This window comes from Synechococcus sp. PCC 6312 (assembly GCF_000316685.1).
Classification (GTDB): domain Bacteria; phylum Cyanobacteriota; class Cyanobacteriia; order Thermosynechococcales; family Thermosynechococcaceae; genus Pseudocalidococcus.
In genome coordinates this window covers 1,414,587-1,431,688 of the sequence record NC_019680.1, presented here as the reverse complement: position 1 = coordinate 1,431,688, position 17,102 = coordinate 1,414,587, and the positions used below count along the sequence as shown (strand labels likewise).

Below are 17,102 nucleotides of genomic sequence, written 5' to 3'. Positions count from 1 at the left end.
TGCTTAATGCTCCTTGGTGTATTCATTTTCCCTGAAATTTATGCAGTACTGGTTAATGAAATCTGAGCCAAATACTTTTTCTTGGGCAGACCTAAAAGCCGCTCCAGGCCAGACTACCTGTTGGGAAGGGGTGCGAAATTACCAGGCCCGGAATTTAATGCGTGATGTCATGAAGCAAGGGGATCAGGTCTTTTTCTATCACAGTAATGCCAACCCTCCAGCGATCATGGGCATTGCCAAGGTTGTCCGAGAAGCCTATGCCGATCATTTTGCCTTTGACCCCAGGAGTCAGTACTACGACCCCAAAAGTACCCCTGAAAAACCCATTTGGCTGATGGTAGATATTCAGTACTGGCAAGATATTATCTCGCCGATTACATTACCCGAATTACGCACTGTTCCCGGCCTGGAGTCCATGATGTTATTGCAAAAAGGCAGTCGGCTCTCGGTGCAGCCCGTTACCCCCCAGGCCTGGGAAATTATTCAACAATTGCGGGCAAGGAGCTAATCAATGGGTCAGGGTCAGCCTTGTTCAAAACATCTGCAATTCCTGATTTTGGCTCTCGGTCTTGGGGGGAGTCTTATGGGGGGACATGATCAGGCCTGGGCTGCACCCGTGACAATCTTGCCGGAAAATGTAATTTTTGTCCTCGGTACAGAAACCCAAGGTCAGGTGATTCAGAGTAACGCGCCGTCTGAATTTGGTTTGACCGTACCCAGTTTGTGGTGGGCTGTCCGGCAATTTGGGCAAAACCTAGTGCGCAATTGGGCCGCCTATCCAGCCGCAAATCGAGTTGGGGGACGGGTTGAAGTCTATGTGTCCGGCCAGGCCTGGGGGCAGTTAGACTACTTAAATCGCTATTCCGTATCTAAACGAATGGGTACCGCAGCCAGTGATTTTGGCTATAACCTATTAGTTATGGACAGCTTACGCACCATCCTAGGGGCCTATACCTGTAATTTCCAGGCCTGGCCAACCCCCTTAATTCCAGGGATGAAAGACTTCCAAGGCCAACCCGTACCGGATTTTGTCAGTGGCGCGACCCCCGTTCCCTTGCAATGCCAGGTTTGGATTAACCCTGCGATTCCCGTGAGTGTCTTCTAAATCATTTTCAGTTCTGATTCCCCAGGGGCCAATGAGTTCTACCCTCGATACCGAAACACCAGTTGTTGAGCAAAATCTAGCCCTCGCCTCTGATCTAGATTTAGAGGATGAACCGACTGATCCCAATGATGAGCGACCCTTTGAAGTGGAAATGGGCTTGTTCGACCACCTTGAAGAACTCCGACAACGAATTTTCTACGGGTTTATCGCCGTGGCGGTTGGGATCATTGGCTGCTTCACCCAAGTCCGGCAAATTGTCCAACTCCTGCAGGTACCTGCCCAAGGAGCCAAGTTCTTACAGTTGGGGCCTGGAGAATACTTTTTTGTCTCCTGTAAGGTGGCGGCCTATTGCGGCATTTTAGTCGCCAGCCCGGTGATTATGTATCAGGTCATTCGCTTTGTTTTGCCCGGTTTAACCCGCCGTGAGCAGCGTTTATTGGGCCCGGCTGTGTTTGGTTCAGCGGCTCTCTTTGCGGCTGGCCTGGCCTTTGCCTATGGCTTACTAATTCCGGCGGCATTGCGCTTTTTCATTAGCTACGGGGCGGATGTGGTCGAGCAAATTTGGTCTATTGATAAATACTTTGATTTTGTTTTATTGCTGTTATTCGCCACAGGCCTGGCCTTTCAAATTCCGGTTTTACAGCTATTACTGATTGCCTTAGGTATTGTTTCCGTGCCACAAATGGTATCGGGTTGGCGATTTGTCATTGTTGCAGCCGTGATTCTGGGCGCAGTCTTAACTCCTTCCATTGATCCGATTACCCAAGGTTTGTTTGGTGGTGCGCTGGTGTTTTTATATTTCACCGGCATTGGCCTGGGGATTTTATTTCAACGCTCTACAGGTTTCACCCAGGCCCCCAATTAAATGGCTCTAGAAGGGAGTTTTATCCGCCTGTTTAAACTTTGCCGCCACATTGCCCGATAGCTCCAGATTATCAGGGTCAAGAGTTAACACTGGGGCTCCATTTCTAAGATCGAGCTTATCGAGATCAACCCAAATCACATTCGGGCTTAGGCTTAACTCAAAAAAGTAACGCCGATGGGTCAGGTCAATCGCAGTGCGATATTCCGTGTTGTACAGGGAGCCAGGGATATTATTCGGGGCCCCAAAGGGAACGGAGACATTTCGGGCAATGGCTAAAATACCGGCAATGGCTTCCTGTTGCGTTTTCGGCTCTGGCAGCATCATTTGGTAATAGGTGGCCCGGACAAAGCGATCTTTCGGATCCACATTGCCGGGGAGGGGAGTTTGCCGCGTCGCATTCGTAAAGTCCCAATTCTTCAGAAATGCTAGCTGTTGGTCATAGGGGGGATCATTGGTCATGATCCGATACTCTGGGCCATGGTGGATAACTAGATTGCCGTTAATATATTCCAGAATTGCTGAATCTCCGCTGGCATCCTCAATCGCTAAATGAACAGTTGACTTCATGCCATCAATCGCAACCATGACCGGCTGAATCTGATTCATCAAGGCAATAGCGTCTTTAACCGTGGCGGCATTATCTAATAAATATTGTCCCCACAGGCCGGCCTGCACCCCCGCTTTACTCGGATTCCGAGGCCCAAACTCTGTCGCTGTTAGATAGAGCATATGCATCCCCAGGCCCTTTTCATTCAGGCCATCTGCTGTCCCCATTCCATAGACAGTGGTGACAAGGCTCCCATATTTAGATGTCCATTGAGCCGGATTTTCTGGTACGACTAGGGTTGGCCCCAAAAGTCCGCCATTCCGTTTCATTCCGCGGGGAAAGACCGTCAGGATGGGTTCCGTAGATTCTGGCCAGTCCATGGTTCGCCCCACCACCACAGCCAATTTATTGTTATTCCACAAAATCCGGGTACAGGCCTGGGCTGGAGAAGACAAAAGTGTCGCTTCTAGAACTAGAGCCGAAAGCACCGCCAATAGGGTACTTCCCAGGAATTGAATATTTATTGTCATTGTCCACATTCCTTCGACAGTGTAGGGGATGATACTCTTCACTGTTTATGATGATGACATATTCTTTTTTGTTATCCTAAGTGTGGAGGAGATGGTGTGATTTTGGCTCCTCTCTCTTGCTAAATATAGGAAGTGACCATCAAGCAATCCGGCCTGGTTATAGAACTTTTAAACGTTAGAAATCCTCTTATGTCCAGGTTCTAGGGTTTGGAAATCAAAAAGGGTTGCTATAGTTCTTGATTCAAGATTAATGACGATAGGATTGGGCTTTGCTAACTGAAAACCACCGTGTTATTTCCCTAATTCCCAGTGCGACTGAAATTGTGGCGGCGTTGGGCGGCGAACTCTTCTTAGTGGGGCGTTCCCATGAGTGCGACTATCCAGAAACCGTTAAACAGTTGCCCATTTGTACCGCTCCCAACTTTAATCCTCAAGGGAATAGCCAGGCCATTCATGAACGGGTGACAGAACTCTTAGAAAAAGCTCTCAGTATTTATCGAGTTGATCTAGAGCAATTGAAACAGTTAAACCCGACCCATATTATTACTCAGGCCCAGTGTGAGGTCTGTGCCGTTAGCCTCGGGGATGTCCAGGCCGCGGTGAATCAATTAACCGAAACAGCCCCAGAAATTATTTCTCTCCAACCCCGAACATTGGCCGATGTCTATCAGGATATTCAAACCGTAGCCCAGGCCTTGCATCTTGATCCCAAGCCTGTTCTTGATGACATTGAAACTCGCCTCACAATTGTCAATCTAGAATCTCGAACTCCTGATTTATTTCAAACTCAAACGAATACAAATCCCCTCAAGGTGGCCTGTATTGAATGGACAGATCCCCTCATGGCCGCCGGAAATTGGGTACCGGAATTAGTTGAATTAGCCGGTGGTCAAAACCTGCTTGGACAAGTTGGTGAACATTCCCCTTGGCTCGATTTTCAGGAATTGGTCAAGCATCAACCCGATGTAATCATTTTTATGCCCTGTGGATTTAATTTATTCCAAACCCAAATAGCGGTGCAGGAGTTGTTGAGTCAACCGGCCTGGGTAAATCTTCTAGCAAGAGAACATCCTAAACTCTATGCCGTAGATGGCAATCAATATTTCAACCGTCCCGGCCCAAGACTGGTGGATTCGGCGGAAATTATCGGGGAAATTTTACACGCTGCCCGGAGTCCTGAGGGAAAATTGAATCAAGGCAAATTTGCGTCCCAAGGGGCCTGGGCTACCATCCCAACCGAGGCTGATCGAGTTACTCAGGCGATTGTCCAAGGGTAGAAACTCTGGGTGTTATTGCAGTTCTTTGATCAAAACAGACAGGAAGCCTAAGCCCAGTTACTGGACTCTACTGCTGAAGAGGGGGGATTGGACTGGCTCAATCTCTCCAGGGAAATTTCGGCAGCAGCTTTCACTTGAGGGTGGTCATCCTTAGCTAAGTATTTCAGAGCAGACTCGGCTTTCATATCCCCCAGAAACCCTAGACTTTCTGCCACCCGTTGCCGCAAGAGCCAATCTTCGGCCTGGACAAACTTCAAGATATGGGGCACAGCCGCAGGATTCCCAATTTCCCCTAAAGCAGCAATCGCTCCTTGGAGTAACAACACATCCTCAGATTTCAAGGCTTCAATTAATACGTCATAACCCCGCGGATCCCGCAAGTTCCCCAGAGAGACCGCCGCACTAAATCGGACGAGCCAATCCGTATCCTCATAAAAGGCCCGCGCCAGGGGTTCAAAGGCCCGTCCATCTTCCAGATACCCCAATGCCCCTGCTGCATCGGCCCGAATCCCATAATCGGACTCATTTTCCAGTAAATCAACGAGGATGCCATAACACTCTGGCGTTTGTTTAATCCCCAAGGCAAACACCGCCATTGAGCGAATCTGTAATACCTCATCCTGCAAAACTTTTTTAATCAGTGGCACCGCATCCACCGCCGGGACATCCCGCAACGCCGCCAGGGCCAACATCCGGTCACGGGAATTTTGGCTGTCGAGTTTTTCAGAGATTTCAACCAAGGGGGCATTCATGAGAATCACGTTACATCTGTTTACATTCACCTTTTCATTCTAAGCAACTTTCCCAGGCCTGGATTAATCCCAATCTAAAAATATTTCTGGGGCCTGGAGGTGTGACAATTCTGAGAATTAAGTTAAATTTGATTAAGAACCGTATCATCTCGGTGGCATTGCCCTATGAAATTTCCGTGGAAAACAGCACTGTTATGGCTTTTACCGGCCCTCATTATTGGATTCTTTATTTGGCAGGGGGCCTTTAATGTCATTCCCAGCCAGCAGCAACCCCCGGTAAACACCGCCAGTACCCGCATGAGCTATGGCCGCTTCCTAGATTATTTGGATAATCAGCGGATCAGTAAAGTGGACTTATTTGATGGCGGACGCACAGCGATTGTGGAAGTGTCTGATCCAGAAATTACGGGTGGGCGGCCCTTACGCGTCAGAGTTGATATGCCCGGTGCCAGTCCCCAGTTCATTACTAAGTTACGAGACCAGCACATTGACTTAGATGTTCACCCAGCCCGGAATGACGGTGCGGTTTGGGGGCTGTTGGGTAATCTAATTTTTCCAGTCTTGTTGATTACAGGCCTTTTCTTCTTATTCCGGCGGTCTAATAATATGCCCGGTGGCCCAGGCCAGGCCATGAGTTTTGGTAAATCTCGGGCCCGCTTTCAAATGGAAGCTAAAACTGGCGTGATGTTTGACGATGTCGCGGGTGTCGATGAAGCTAAAGAAGAACTCGAAGAAGTTGTTACCTTCCTGAAAAAACCGGAAAAATTCACCGCCGTTGGGGCCAAAATTCCCAAGGGTGTTTTACTCGTTGGTCCCCCAGGAACCGGGAAAACCATGCTTGCCAAAGCCATTGCGGGGGAAGCCGGCGTACCCTTCTTCTCCATTTCCGGTTCTGAATTTGTCGAGATGTTTGTCGGTGTGGGGGCTTCCCGTGTCCGTGACCTGTTCAAAAAAGCTAAGGAAAATGCCCCCTGTTTGATCTTCATTGATGAAATTGATGCGGTGGGTCGGCAGCGGGGGGCTGGCATTGGTGGGGGAAATGATGAACGGGAACAAACCCTGAACCAACTCCTGACCGAAATGGATGGCTTTGAAGGGAACACTGGGATTATCATCATCGCCGCCACAAACCGCCCCGATGTTTTGGATTCTGCTCTATTGCGTCCCGGCCGATTTGATCGCCAAGTCACAGTGGATGCCCCGGACATTAAAGGTCGCTTGTCAATTCTCAATGTCCATGCCCGCAACAAAAAGCTCGCTGCGGAAATTTCCTTAGAAGCCATTGCTCGCCGAACTCCTGGTTTCACAGGGGCAGATCTGGCCAACTTACTCAACGAAGCGGCAATTTTGACGGCCCGGCGGCGCAAACCTGCAATCACGATGTTGGAAATTGATGATGCCGTGGATCGGGTTGTGGCTGGGATGGAAGGCACGCCTTTAGTGGATGGGAAAAGCAAACGCCTAATTGCCTATCACGAAGTTGGCCATGCCATTGTCGGAACCCTGCTCAAAGATCACGATCCCGTCCAAAAAGTCACCCTAGTTCCCCGTGGCCAGGCCCGTGGGTTAACCTGGTTCATGCCCTCGGAAGATTCAGGTTTAATTTCTCGCTCACAGTTAACCTCTCGGATGGCCGGGGCGTTGGGTGGCCGGGCCGCAGAATATGTCGTCTTTGGGGATTCGGAAGTCACGACAGGCGCGGGCGGTGATCTGCAACAAGTCACAAGCATGGCGCGGCAGATGGTGACTCGGTTTGGGATGTCAGATCTTGGCCCCCTGTCTTTGGAAACTCAAAATGGGGAAGTGTTCTTGGGCCGGGATTTGGTCTCTCGCTCTGAATATTCTGAAGAAATTGCCGCTCGGATTGATGCCCAGGTGCGGGAGTTAATTCAACATAGCTATGAACTGGCAGTCAAAATTGTCCGGGAAAATCGGGATGTGATTGACCGCTTAGTAGATTTGTTAATTGACAAAGAAACCATTGACGGGGAAGAGTTCCGGCAAATTGTGGCGGAATATACAGTAGTTCCTGATAAGGAGCGCTTTGTGCCCCAGATTTAAGCCCTAAATTACTCCTACTAAGCTTCTAATCCCTCATGTCACCAGGCCTGGGGGATTTTTTTCTTGCCTTGATCTCCTCTGGCCTGGACAGGGGGCTACACCTGAATTGGCTTTGGCAGCTTTTCAGCACGAAGGGTCTTAAATGAAGATGCCAGGAACCAGACTTGAACTGGTGACACGTGGATTTTCAGTCCACTGCTCTACCAACTGAGCTATCCCGGCTTAAAAAGGGCTTTATGATTATAACCACAAAACCAAGATTAAGTTAAGGGAAAATAGACAGACAACCAGGCCAACGCTGCTTCTGGGGATGTGACAACTCCATCTAAACAGGCAATTCGTAGAGCTTTGAGGATTTCAGCAAAGATCGGGCCGCGAGGATACCCTAATTGCTGGAGGTCATGGCCGGATAAAGGAGGAGTAAAATCTCGCCACTGATTTAAATATTGTTCAATTAACCCCTGGGCGGGGGGAGTTTGACTGGCTAACAGGATTAAGTTGTCTAAGTTTAAGGCATCCCAGGCCTGGCAAAGTTGGCTCGGTCGAGGGGATGTTGTCATGAGTCCGGCCAAGAGAGCGAGGTGATGGGGTAAACCGGCTAAACGGGCCTGGGCGGGGCCAGAGAGGTGAAGTTGTTGGGCCATCCGCAAGGGGAGATTTTCCAGATCCGAGATCGGTGAGATTGGGCTTAAGGCAGCGAGTAATACCGTTAGTAAGATTTCCCAGGCCCCCTGTCGCTCACTTGGGGATCCGTAGGTTTGGAGGCAAGTCCAGGCCCAGGATAACCGGCCCCATAAATCTGGGGGAAGCATAATTTTGGGATGGAGACATTGAAGCGCATTGAGTTGAGCCAATTGTCGCAGAGCTTTTTCCCCAGGAAAGCAATCGGTTGGGCCCATCTGGAGTTGCAAAATATAGCGCAGTTCGTTGCGGAGGCGACTTTGGAGGGAGGGCCGTTTTTGCTCCCGTTGTGGCATGGCGTCAAACACTCCACTGGTCAGGGCAGATTGAATCAGGTCTTGACTGCCTGGATCCAACTGAAATCCTAAGCGGACGGCAAAGCGGACAGCCCGAAAAATCCGAGTTGGATCTTCAATAAAGCTATTGGGATGTAAAACACGAATTTGCTTAGTTTTTAAATCCTGCCAACCGCCAAAAAAGTCTAAGAGTTCTCCGGCCTGGGGTGATGTTAGCCGAATGGCCAGGGCATTAATCGTAAAATCCCGGCGGTACAAATCTTGGCGGATGGAACTGGCGGTCACTTCCGGGTGGGCGGCGGGATAGGGGTAAAACTCACTGCGGGCCGTAGCAATATCAACGGCAAAGCGCGAATGTTGCGATCCGTGGGGCCAATGGAGAGCCGCCGTTTGAAATCGTCCATAGACTTGGAGTTCCGTTTCGGGATACTGGGCTTGCAAGGCCTGGGCTAAGACAACTCCGGCTCCAGTTTGTTGCATCTGATCCATCCCATCCACCACTAGATCAAATTCTCGGACTGCTGAGGTGTAGCTTGTATCCTGAAGCCGTAAAAAGTAATCTCGCACGGCCCCACCGACTAGATATAACTGCCAGCCGTGAGTTTGGGCTAGGGTCGCGGCGGTGACTAAAATCTCTCCCAGGCCAGGTGGGAATCCAGTTAACCAGTCAGCGGGTAAATGATGGGGCGGTTGATCCACAGGTTGCTTCGGGCGATGGAGTTGATAGAGTTGGCGGAGAACATCAGTCCGGGTGACAATGCCCACCAGGCCCCGCTGTGAATCTACTACAGGAAGCCGGCCAATGTCATAGGTGACCATTAAGCGTTGAATCTCGTTCAGGGGAGTTTCGGGGTTAATGGTACGGACAGGCTTTTTCATATATCCTTTCACTGGTGCGTGACCAAACCCATGATGTAAGGCAATATCCAAGTCGCGCCGGGAAATCACACCCACTAAATCACCGCCATCTGTGACGACTGATAAGCCTGAATGGCCATAGCGCAATAACACCCGCTGGGCCTGGTCAATGGGACTTTCGGGACGAATGGTGCGAACCGGGGCGGACATCAAAATTTGGGCTGTGGGGGCGGCGGGAATGGCAGCTTTGATTTGCGACCAGAGGGTTTTGAGAACGGTTTGGGGATCAGGGGTTTTGACGGTTACGGCCGCGGCCTGGGCATGGCCACCCCCACCGAGGGGTTGAAAGAGTTGGGCCAGGTCTAAGCCAGGGATTTGACTCCGGCCGATGATCGCTAAATGACACCCCACTGCCTGCCAACGATAACAATGGCCCAGCAAACAGAAATCACTTTCACTGGCACTGACCAAGGCTGAAACCAAGGAGGATAGCCCCGGCAAGTAATTCGGTGTTTCTAGGAGGACCCAACTGAGCCGATAGCCCTGAATCGTTTCTTGTTGGAGTTGGGCTAAACCCTCATTCAATAACGGCTGTAAATCCCGTTCCAGGCCAGCCCCGGCAAACTCTTGAATGGTGAGTTGGTTCGCCCCTTGCTGTAATAACCAGGCCAAGGCCGCCGCATCCCGAGGCTTAGTCGCGGCAAAGGTGAGAGACCCCGTATCGGCATGGATTCCCAGAGCTAAAACCGTTGCGATTGAAGGCGTTAAGGCAATTCCCTGGGCCTGGAGAATTTCGCTAATGAGGGTACTGGTGGCTCCTACAGGTTCGATAATCGCCTGATGTGGGGGTAAATCACTCTCTTGGCCAAGATGATGATCATAAACAACAATTTCAACGGTGGGTTGCTCTAGCCAAGATGTTGCACTGCCCAAGAGTTGCCGGGCTTGAGTATCGACAATCCAAAGTTTTTGAATCCGGCGTGGCTCGACGGCGCGGGCGGCAATGATGGGAAACTCGTCCCGATACACAGCCAGAAAATCTCTCACCCGCGGATGGGCCCCACCCGTTAAAACAATCCGTGTCCCTGGATGAAGATAGGCTAATCCGGCCGCTGCCCCCAACGTATCAAAATCTGCGGTGACGTGACACAGAACAATATCCACGCTGAACAAGCCTTTTTAAGGTGAAATAAAAATTTGTTGTTGATAACTTTAAGATACCGTAAAGACCCGAATAAACCCATTAGTGGATGTCAATAACTTAACAATCGAGTACGGTGATCCAAAGTCGGCCTGGGGGTAAAACCGAACTTATTAAACCCAGATGATGGACTAGATTAAGAATGTAGGTTAGCTCAAAAAAGGAGCGTGTTAATTATGGCTCTTGTTCGTTGGCAACCCTTTCGAGAAATTGATGAAATGCAACGAGAATTAAATCGCATCTTTGATAGTTTGTCCTCTAGTCAAACCGATGGTGTTGGCCTGGCATTTTCTCCCAAAGCCGAACTCACCGAAACTCCCGAAGCCTATGAGTTGCGCTTAGAATTGCCGGGGATTAAATCGGAAGATTTGGATATCCAAGCAACCGCTAGTGCTGTTTCGATCTCTGGTGAACGCAAATCTGAAACCAAAGTCGAAGAAGGGGGCATGACTCGGACTGAGTTCCACTATGGCAAATTCCAACGGGTGATTCCGCTCCCCGGCCGGGTCAATCATCAAACTGTGGCGGCTGACTATAAAGATGGGATTCTTCGGCTGACACTCCCCAAAGCGGAAGAAGAAAAAAATAAAGTGGTTCGAGTTAGCTTGCCTCAATCTCAATAATCAAGGTTGTTGCGTTCTGTTTTGATTGTGTTCCCTACTCTTTTCTCATCAATACAGGCCTGTAAAACGATCCTATTCTTCTTGTCTTCACCCAAGTTAAACCTGTTAATGACTGAGAAATCAATTAACCATAGCGTTACTCCATCCTGGCAAAATTCCATAGGGGGCAGTTAGGTTTAACAACTGTTTCCGAGTGAGTATTTTCTAGGGGCTGACCGTTAGCAGCAGGGGTAAGGCTATTTTCTTTAGGGATCAATCATTGCCAGTGTTGTTAGACAGCTAATCAATACCTCTGAGAACCGTCAATATTTGAGTCTTGGCCTTAAAATAACAGTCTGGCAGCGTTAGCCCTACTGGAGATCAACGTGCAAGTCCCCCCCTCTATCCCCCCCCAGGCCTGGCAACGATCCATTGGTCAAGGTTGGGAAAAGCCCTACACCGTCCGTTATGCCAGTAATTTAGACGATGGCCCTTGGCACGGAATGCCCCTAGGTGGGTTTGGAGCGGGTTGTATTGGGCGATCTTCACGGGGAGATTTTAACCTCTGGCATTTGGATGGCGGCGAACATATTTTCCAAACCATGCCCGGCTGTCAGTTTTCTGTGTTTGAACAAGCTGGCGATCACTCCCAGGCCTATGCCCTTTGTACCGAACCGCCGTCAGATGGAACCCTCGGGGCCTGGAATTGGTATCCGACCGCAAAAGGAACCTATGGCGCGCTCTATCCCCGCAGTTGGTTTCAGTATCAGGGGGTGTTCCAGGCCGGTTTAACCTGTGAGCAGTTTTCGCCGATTATTCCCGATAACTATCAAGAGACCAGTTATCCCGTTGCCGTGTTTGTTTGGGCAGCCCATAACCCCACAGATCAGCCGATCACCCTCAGCATCATGCTCAGTTGGCAAAATCTGGTCGGTTGGTTTAGTAATGCCACGCCAGCCTCAGAAATTCGCATCCGGGATGATGGCAGTCCGGTTTATGACTACACGCCACGCTTGGGGCAAAGTCAGGGGAATTACAACAGTTTTCATCAATCCCAAACCCAGGCCAGTTGTTTACTCCAACGTCAGCGGGATCCGCATACAGCCATTAAAGAAGGCGAGGGCGAATGGGCGTTTTCAGTACCCGTGAGAGATGATCTCGAAATTTTCTACCATACCCGTTGGAACCCAGTTGGCGATGGGGGGGAACTTTGGTCATCCTTTAGTCGGGATGGTTCACTCAGTAATCTTGAAAATAATCAACCGGCATCGGATATCGAACAAATTGGGGCGACGTTGGCAGTCCGGTTTACCTTGGCTCCCGGTGAATCCAAAGAAATTCCCTTTGGCCTGGCCTGGGATTTGCCGGTGACGGAATTTGCCCCAAATGTTAATTACTTTCGCCGTTATACGGATTTCTGGAATCGCTCGGGAACCAATGCTGAAACGATTGCTCAAGTTGCTTTAGAAAACTATCAGAAATGGAGTGAACAGATCGGGGCCTGGCAACAACCAATTTTAGAGCATCCCGATTGGCCCGATGACTTCAAAATGGCTCTGATTAATGAGCTTTATGATTTGACCAGTGGCGGCAGTTTATGGACAGCAGCATCGGAACTTGATCCTTTGGGACAATATGCGGTTTTGGAATGTTTGGATTATCGCTGGTATGAAAGTTTAGATGTTCGACTCTATGGTTCTTTTGCTCTACTTTACTTGTGGCCAGAATTGGAAAAAGGGGTGATGCGGGCCTTTGCCAGAGCGATTCCCACGGAAGACCCCAAACTCCGGATCATTGGCTACTACTACCAAGGCGATCCCGAAACAGCCCATAGAGCACCCCGGAAAATTGCCCATGCCACGCCCCACGATCTCGGCGCACCCAACGAACATCCCTGGCAAGCGAGCAATTACACCAGTTATCAAGACTGCAACCTTTGGAAAGATTTAGCCTCGGATTTTGTCTTGTTGGTCTATCGGGATTACCTATTAACGGGCGCAACGGATCTTGAGTTTTTAACCGATTGCTGGCCCGCGATTGTCAGTAGTTTGGATTACTTGAAAACCTTTGATACGGATGGGGATGGCTTACCGGAAAACAGTGGCGCACCGGATCAAACCTATGATGATTGGCAACTCAAAGGAGTCAGTGCCTATTGTGGGGGCCTGTGGATTGCAGCCTTAGAAGCAGCTTTGGCCATTGCCCAGATTTTAGAGAAACAGGGAAATAATACAAAACTCGAACAAGAGAAATGGCAGGCCTGGCTCAGTCAATCCCGCCCCACTTATCAAGCGAAACTCTGGAACGGTCAGTTTTATCGTCTGGATAGTGATAGTAACTCCCAAGTAGTGATGGCGGATCAACTCTGTGGCCAATACTATGCCAGGTTACTCAATTTACCGGATGTTGTCCCGATTGAATGTGCTGAGTCGGCCTTAAAAACCGTTTATGATGTCTGTTTTTTGAAGTTCCATGAGGGTCAATTTGGGGCGGCCAATGGCCTGTTACCCGATGGTTCCCCGGAAAAACCCAATGCCACTCACCCGCTCGAAGTTTGGATTGGAATTAACTATGGCCTGGCTGCTTTCTTGTATCAAATGGGTTTAGAAGACGGGGCCTGGCGGTTAACGCAAACCGTGATTCGGCAAATTTATGACAATGGCCTGCAATTTCGGACTCCGGAAGCGATTACGGCTGTGGGAACCTTTCGGGCCTGTATGTATCTGCGACCGATGGCGATTTGGGCGATGTATGGACAACTTAAGAGTTTACATAAATCACATTAATATAGATTTATCCGTAAAAATATAGTTATTAATTAGCTTTCCATGAGTCTCACATTTCTAGAGTTAGCGCTAAAAGTATTATCAGAGGAGGATACGGCCTTAACGCCTGCAGAAATTTGGAAAATTGGAGAAGAAAAGGGATATGACAAACTTGTAAACTCTTCTGGGAAAACACCAACAGCCACCCTAAGTACAACTCTATATCACTATCTACTAAGGAGTGAAGATTCTGAGATATACATCCACTCTGAAAATCCAAAACGTTATGCCCTAAGTAAACCTGGTGTCACTAAAACATTTGTGAGTGAAATTATTTCAAAACAGTCCAAGCTTGATTTTTTAGAAAAAGATTTACACCCAGTTCTGGCTTACTTTGTTTATAATCACCTCAACGTGTATTCAAAAACAATTAATCATAGTAGATCAACTAAAAAAGGCTTTAACGAGTGGATTCACCCGGATGTTGTTGGCTGTTACTTCCCATTTCAGGAGTGGAGAGAAGAAGTATTTAATGTGAGTACTTTGATGGCAAACTCAGCAATTAAACTATATTCCTTTGAAATCAAAAGAGAGTTATCAGATGCCAACTTACGAGAGTCTTTCTTTCAAGCTGTTTCCAACTCGTCATGGGCAAATGAAGGATATCTCGTTGCCTCTTTGATTGACTCTAATGAAGAATTTCTCAATGAGTTAAAAAGACTCTGCACAGCCTTTGGTATTGGCCTGATTCGCCTTGAGATTGCTGATCCTAATTCATCTAAAATCATGTTTCCTGCAAAGGCAAAAGACTTTGTTGACTGGGAGACTGTCAATAAGCTCGCAAAGTTAAACCCAGATTTCAAAGGTTTCCTGGAACGCATCAAAAGAGATATTGAAACTCGTGAAGTTAGGGAAGAACTATACGACAAATTTAAAATGTAGTTCTCATCTGTTTTGTCTTGCTTAATCAATCCTTAAGACTGACGTTGCTCTAACCAGGCCTGGGCATCTTCTAATTGCGTAAAATCAAAAATTGCCTCAGCTAAATTCTCAAGCTCAGGAATAGCAAGGGTAGATACTTTTTCGACTAAATTCATCGGCAGATCACCCAGCCACCGCCTAAATAATCGCGAAATCACTTGAGACTCTCCCTCTTGCAGTCCTTCCTGTATTCCCTCTGTCAGAGTTTCCTAATAAATGACTGACTCTCGCATCACGCCCTCCCGAAAGATTGCCTGAATTAACTCTTTCTTTTACTTTAACCCAGCCAGTAATTGGGTGACGGTACTCACTTCTTGGCGTAAAGTTTGGGATTCAATCCCGGCAGCTCGTCCAGCCACTGCTTGTTAAGGTTTGGCTGCTTTCACCTTTGGCCAGGCCAAGCCTCCCCCCTCTTCGGGTGTCTGAGCTATGATCAAAGCTACTGCTGGTCTGACTTAAACAATGGGGATCATGCTGCGAATCCTGAACTGCCTTGAAGATATTCGCTCCGAATTGCGGCGCATCTGTGATCGTATCCACGATGATCAGGTGATTCATAAAGAGGCGACCGTTCAGCAAATTCTCCAAACGGTTCAGCGACAAAAAGACCTCGCCCTCATCCATTACACCGCCGAATTTGATCACGTTGAATTGACTGTGGATTCCTTGCGGGTCAGTGGTGCCGAATTGGATGCAGCCTATCAACAGGTCTCCAAAGAACTCCTAGATGCCATCCGCCTTGCCCATCAGCAAATTAAAGCCTTCCATGAACAACGGATTCCCAAAAACTGGATCCAATTTCCTGCCGAGGGAGTCGTTTTAGGCAAACGTTATACCCCAGTAGATGCGGCGGGTTTATATATCCCCGGTGGGCGGGCGGCCTATCCCAGTACGGTATTGATGAACGCAATCCCGGCAAAAGTGGCAGGGGTCAAACGGATCATTATGGTCACTCCCCCCGGAGTCAATACAACAATCAATCCGGCGATTTTAGTGGCGGCCCAAGAAGCAGGGGTGGATGAAATTTATCGGGTTGGGGGAGCCCAGGCCATTGCGGCGATGGCTTACGGAACAGAAACAATTGCCCCTGTGAATTTAATTACCGGGCCTGGGAATATTTATGTGACCTTAGCAAAAAAACTAGTCTTTGGCACTGTGGGGATTGACTCCTTGGCTGGCCCCTCAGAAGTTTTAGTCATTGCAGACGAAACCGCCCATCCTGTCCATCTAGCCGCAGATCTGCTGGCCCAGGCCGAGCATGACCCCTTGGCTGCTTCAATCTTGCTGACCACCAACGCCGCTTTAGCCCAAAAAGTCGCTCGCGAAGTTCTGCACCAGTTGGAATATCACCCCCGCCGGGAACCAACTGAAAAATCCATCGCCCATTTTGGCCTGGTGGGGGTTGTGGAATCCCTAGAAGTGGCGGCTCAGTTGTCCAATGAATTTGCCCCGGAGCACTTAGAACTGCAAATTGCTGCCCCCTGGGACTTGCTGGATAAAATCCGTCATGCGGGAGCTATTTTTCTAGGGAAATCCACCCCCGAAGCGGTGGGCGATTACTTAGCCGGCCCGAACCACACTTTACCCACATCCGGCGCAGCCCGTTACGCATCACCTTTAAGTGTAGAAACGTTTTTAAAACATTCAAGCTTAATTGAATATTCAGCCAATGCCTTAATTAAAATGGCCCCAGCTATCATGACACTAGCCGAGGCCGAAGGACTTCCTGCCCATGGAGACTCTGTCCGCTTACGATTGGAGCAACCCGAACAAAATTCCTAGGCGGAAATGCAAACCTATACTTAGATTAACGACCTAAGGCCCCACCTAAAAGCGCACCCAGGCCCTCCGTCTGACTAAAGAGTTTGGAGATTCCCCGCAGATCAACTTCAATAGTTTCGGCAGGATAGGACTCCAAAAAGCTGAGCAGACCCAACCCATCTTTAGAACCAGCCGCAGTCAGTAACGCACCACTGATAGCAAAAGTACCTGCTTTATCCCGCCGTAAAATGACCGGAGAGACTTTTTCAACCACTTGTTTGCCAATGGGAGAGTTCAGGAGTTTATTGACTTGGACAACGCCAATGGGAAGTTTCAGGCGCAGAGCTTTAAGTAGTTCCTCTTGCTCATTTTTGGGGACTAAGCGCAACAGAGCTTGTAACCGTCCCGTGGCCTGGCCAGTTTCGGCAAAAGAGCTAACTTCTGACATCGGTACTGAGCGTTGAAAGGGGCCATAAACCAAGGAAAGATTTTGGGCAGACCGGGCAGGTAGTGTTGTAGTCAAAATGCCGACGGGCAACGATAGCAATAAGAACCAACGGCTTAAACGGTGTAACATCCTTAAAAACTCCTACTAAAAAATGACAGATGTCATTATCGCTATGAAGTATAACAGCAAAAATCCGTAGGGCGACAATCCATAGATATACCTTTACCTTTGACTTTATCTAGAGCGTTGCGCCAGAGTAGAAATATCGGCAGTATTGAGCATCCATCCTTGTCTAGTTAGATTCTGCTCTCCAAACACCGACAGATCGCCCATCTGGGTAACGCTATAACTTGGGTGACTATATTGAGACTT

The 17,102-nt window shown here is 48.9% G+C and carries 14 protein-coding genes and 1 tRNA gene; 9 read left to right on the top strand and 6 right to left on the bottom strand.

Features of this window, described 5'->3' with window-relative positions; all coding sequences use genetic code 11:
* The first annotated feature begins 55 nt into the window (after positions 1-55).
* From SYN6312_RS07020 to tatC, 3 genes are all read left to right on the top strand, one after another.
* Positions 56-508 (top strand): EVE domain-containing protein, encoded by a 453-nt coding sequence (locus tag SYN6312_RS07020; protein WP_253276430.1) that lies wholly within the window; start codon positions 56-58, stop codon positions 506-508.
* Between the two features lie 75 nt (positions 509-583).
* The gene (locus SYN6312_RS07015; RefSeq protein ID WP_156804756.1) at positions 584-1,105 is read left to right on the top strand and encodes a hypothetical protein; all 522 of its coding nucleotides are present in this window, start codon (positions 584-586) and stop codon (positions 1,103-1,105) included.
* A 31-nt stretch (positions 1,106-1,136) separates the two neighbouring features.
* A complete protein-coding gene (gene tatC / locus SYN6312_RS07010; RefSeq protein WP_015124163.1) occupies positions 1,137-1,970 on the top strand; it encodes a twin-arginine translocase subunit TatC in 834 nt (277 codons plus the stop codon).
* A 6-nt stretch (positions 1,971-1,976) separates the two neighbouring features.
* Here the strand turns inward: tatC and SYN6312_RS07005 are convergent, their stop codons facing one another.
* The gene (locus SYN6312_RS07005; protein WP_015124162.1) at positions 1,977-3,047 is read right to left on the bottom strand and encodes a linear amide C-N hydrolase; all 1,071 of its coding nucleotides are present in this window, start codon (positions 3,045-3,047) and stop codon (positions 1,977-1,979) included.
* 269 nt (positions 3,048-3,316) lie between these two features.
* Between SYN6312_RS07005 and SYN6312_RS07000 the strand changes: the two genes are divergently transcribed.
* The gene (locus SYN6312_RS07000) at positions 3,317-4,324 is read left to right on the top strand and encodes a cobalamin-binding protein (RefSeq protein WP_015124161.1); all 1,008 of its coding nucleotides are present in this window, start codon (positions 3,317-3,319) and stop codon (positions 4,322-4,324) included.
* Between the two features lie 47 nt (positions 4,325-4,371).
* Here the strand turns inward: SYN6312_RS07000 and SYN6312_RS06995 are convergent, their stop codons facing one another.
* Positions 4,372-5,076 (bottom strand): HEAT repeat domain-containing protein, encoded by a 705-nt coding sequence (locus tag SYN6312_RS06995; RefSeq protein ID WP_015124160.1) that lies wholly within the window; start codon positions 5,074-5,076, stop codon positions 4,372-4,374.
* A gap of 165 nt (positions 5,077-5,241) precedes the next feature.
* On the opposite strand from SYN6312_RS06995, the gene ftsH2 reads away from it, so the two are divergent.
* Positions 5,242-7,137 (top strand): ATP-dependent zinc metalloprotease FtsH2, encoded by a 1,896-nt coding sequence (gene ftsH2, locus SYN6312_RS06990; protein ID WP_015124159.1) that lies wholly within the window; start codon positions 5,242-5,244, stop codon positions 7,135-7,137.
* A 149-nt stretch (positions 7,138-7,286) separates the two neighbouring features.
* On the opposite strand, the gene SYN6312_RS06985 is transcribed toward ftsH2, so the two are convergent.
* Together SYN6312_RS06985 and SYN6312_RS06980 are read right to left on the bottom strand one after the other, a co-directional pair.
* Positions 7,287-7,359, bottom strand: a tRNA-Phe gene (locus SYN6312_RS06985).
* Positions 7,360-7,397: 38 nt separating this feature from the next.
* Entirely contained in the window at positions 7,398-10,136 is a 2,739-nt protein-coding gene (locus SYN6312_RS06980; protein WP_015124158.1) for a CBS domain-containing protein, read from the bottom strand.
* Between the two features lie 213 nt (positions 10,137-10,349).
* Between SYN6312_RS06980 and SYN6312_RS06975 the strand changes: the two genes are divergently transcribed.
* The 3 genes from SYN6312_RS06975 (at position 10,350) to SYN6312_RS06965 (ending at position 14,482) form a co-directional block, all read left to right on the top strand.
* A complete protein-coding gene (locus SYN6312_RS06975; protein WP_015124157.1) occupies positions 10,350-10,796 on the top strand; it encodes an Hsp20/alpha crystallin family protein in 447 nt (148 codons plus the stop codon).
* Between the two features lie 365 nt (positions 10,797-11,161).
* Positions 11,162-13,561, top strand: coding sequence for a GH116 family glycosyl hydrolase (locus SYN6312_RS06970; RefSeq protein WP_015124156.1), 2,400 nt, complete (start codon positions 11,162-11,164; stop codon positions 13,559-13,561).
* A gap of 42 nt (positions 13,562-13,603) precedes the next feature.
* Complete coding sequence (locus SYN6312_RS06965; protein ID WP_015124155.1) at positions 13,604-14,482, top strand: HTH domain-containing protein; 879 nt, start codon at positions 13,604-13,606, stop codon at positions 14,480-14,482.
* A 32-nt stretch (positions 14,483-14,514) separates the two neighbouring features.
* Here SYN6312_RS06965 and SYN6312_RS18800 read toward each other — a convergent pair whose 3' ends face one another.
* The gene (locus SYN6312_RS18800) at positions 14,515-14,700 is read right to left on the bottom strand and encodes a DUF4351 domain-containing protein (protein ID WP_256377496.1); all 186 of its coding nucleotides are present in this window, start codon (positions 14,698-14,700) and stop codon (positions 14,515-14,517) included.
* Between the two features lie 292 nt (positions 14,701-14,992).
* Here SYN6312_RS18800 and hisD point away from each other — a divergent pair, with 292 nt between their 5' ends.
* A complete protein-coding gene (gene hisD, locus SYN6312_RS06955) occupies positions 14,993-16,303 on the top strand; it encodes a histidinol dehydrogenase (protein WP_041430686.1) in 1,311 nt (436 codons plus the stop codon).
* Positions 16,304-16,328: 25 nt separating this feature from the next.
* On the opposite strand, the gene SYN6312_RS06950 is transcribed toward hisD, so the two are convergent.
* On the bottom strand, positions 16,329-16,859 hold the full coding sequence (locus tag SYN6312_RS06950) for an alpha/beta hydrolase (RefSeq protein ID WP_015124153.1): 531 nt from the start codon (positions 16,857-16,859) through the stop codon (positions 16,329-16,331).
* Positions 16,860-17,102 lie beyond the last annotated feature (243 nt).

Coding starts and splice junctions, on each gene's coding strand:
- SYN6312_RS07020 (WP_253276430.1), top strand. CDS start 56: ATGAAATCTGAGCCAAATACTTTTTCTTGGGCAGACCTAAAAGCCGCT.
- SYN6312_RS06995 (WP_015124160.1), bottom strand. CDS start 5,076: ATGAATGCCCCCTTGGTTGAAATCTCTGAAAAACTCGACAGCCAAAAT.
- tatC (WP_015124163.1), top strand. CDS start 1,137: ATGAGTTCTACCCTCGATACCGAAACACCAGTTGTTGAGCAAAATCTA.
- hisD (WP_041430686.1), top strand. CDS start 14,993: ATGCTGCGAATCCTGAACTGCCTTGAAGATATTCGCTCCGAATTGCGG.
- SYN6312_RS06975 (WP_015124157.1), top strand. CDS start 10,350: ATGGCTCTTGTTCGTTGGCAACCCTTTCGAGAAATTGATGAAATGCAA.
- SYN6312_RS06950 (WP_015124153.1), bottom strand. CDS start 16,859: ATGTTACACCGTTTAAGCCGTTGGTTCTTATTGCTATCGTTGCCCGTC.
- SYN6312_RS07015 (WP_156804756.1), top strand. CDS start 584: ATGGGGGGACATGATCAGGCCTGGGCTGCACCCGTGACAATCTTGCCG.
- SYN6312_RS06965 (WP_015124155.1), top strand. CDS start 13,604: ATGAGTCTCACATTTCTAGAGTTAGCGCTAAAAGTATTATCAGAGGAG.
- SYN6312_RS07005 (WP_015124162.1), bottom strand. CDS start 3,047: ATGACAATAAATATTCAATTCCTGGGAAGTACCCTATTGGCGGTGCTT.
- ftsH2 (WP_015124159.1), top strand. CDS start 5,242: ATGAAATTTCCGTGGAAAACAGCACTGTTATGGCTTTTACCGGCCCTC.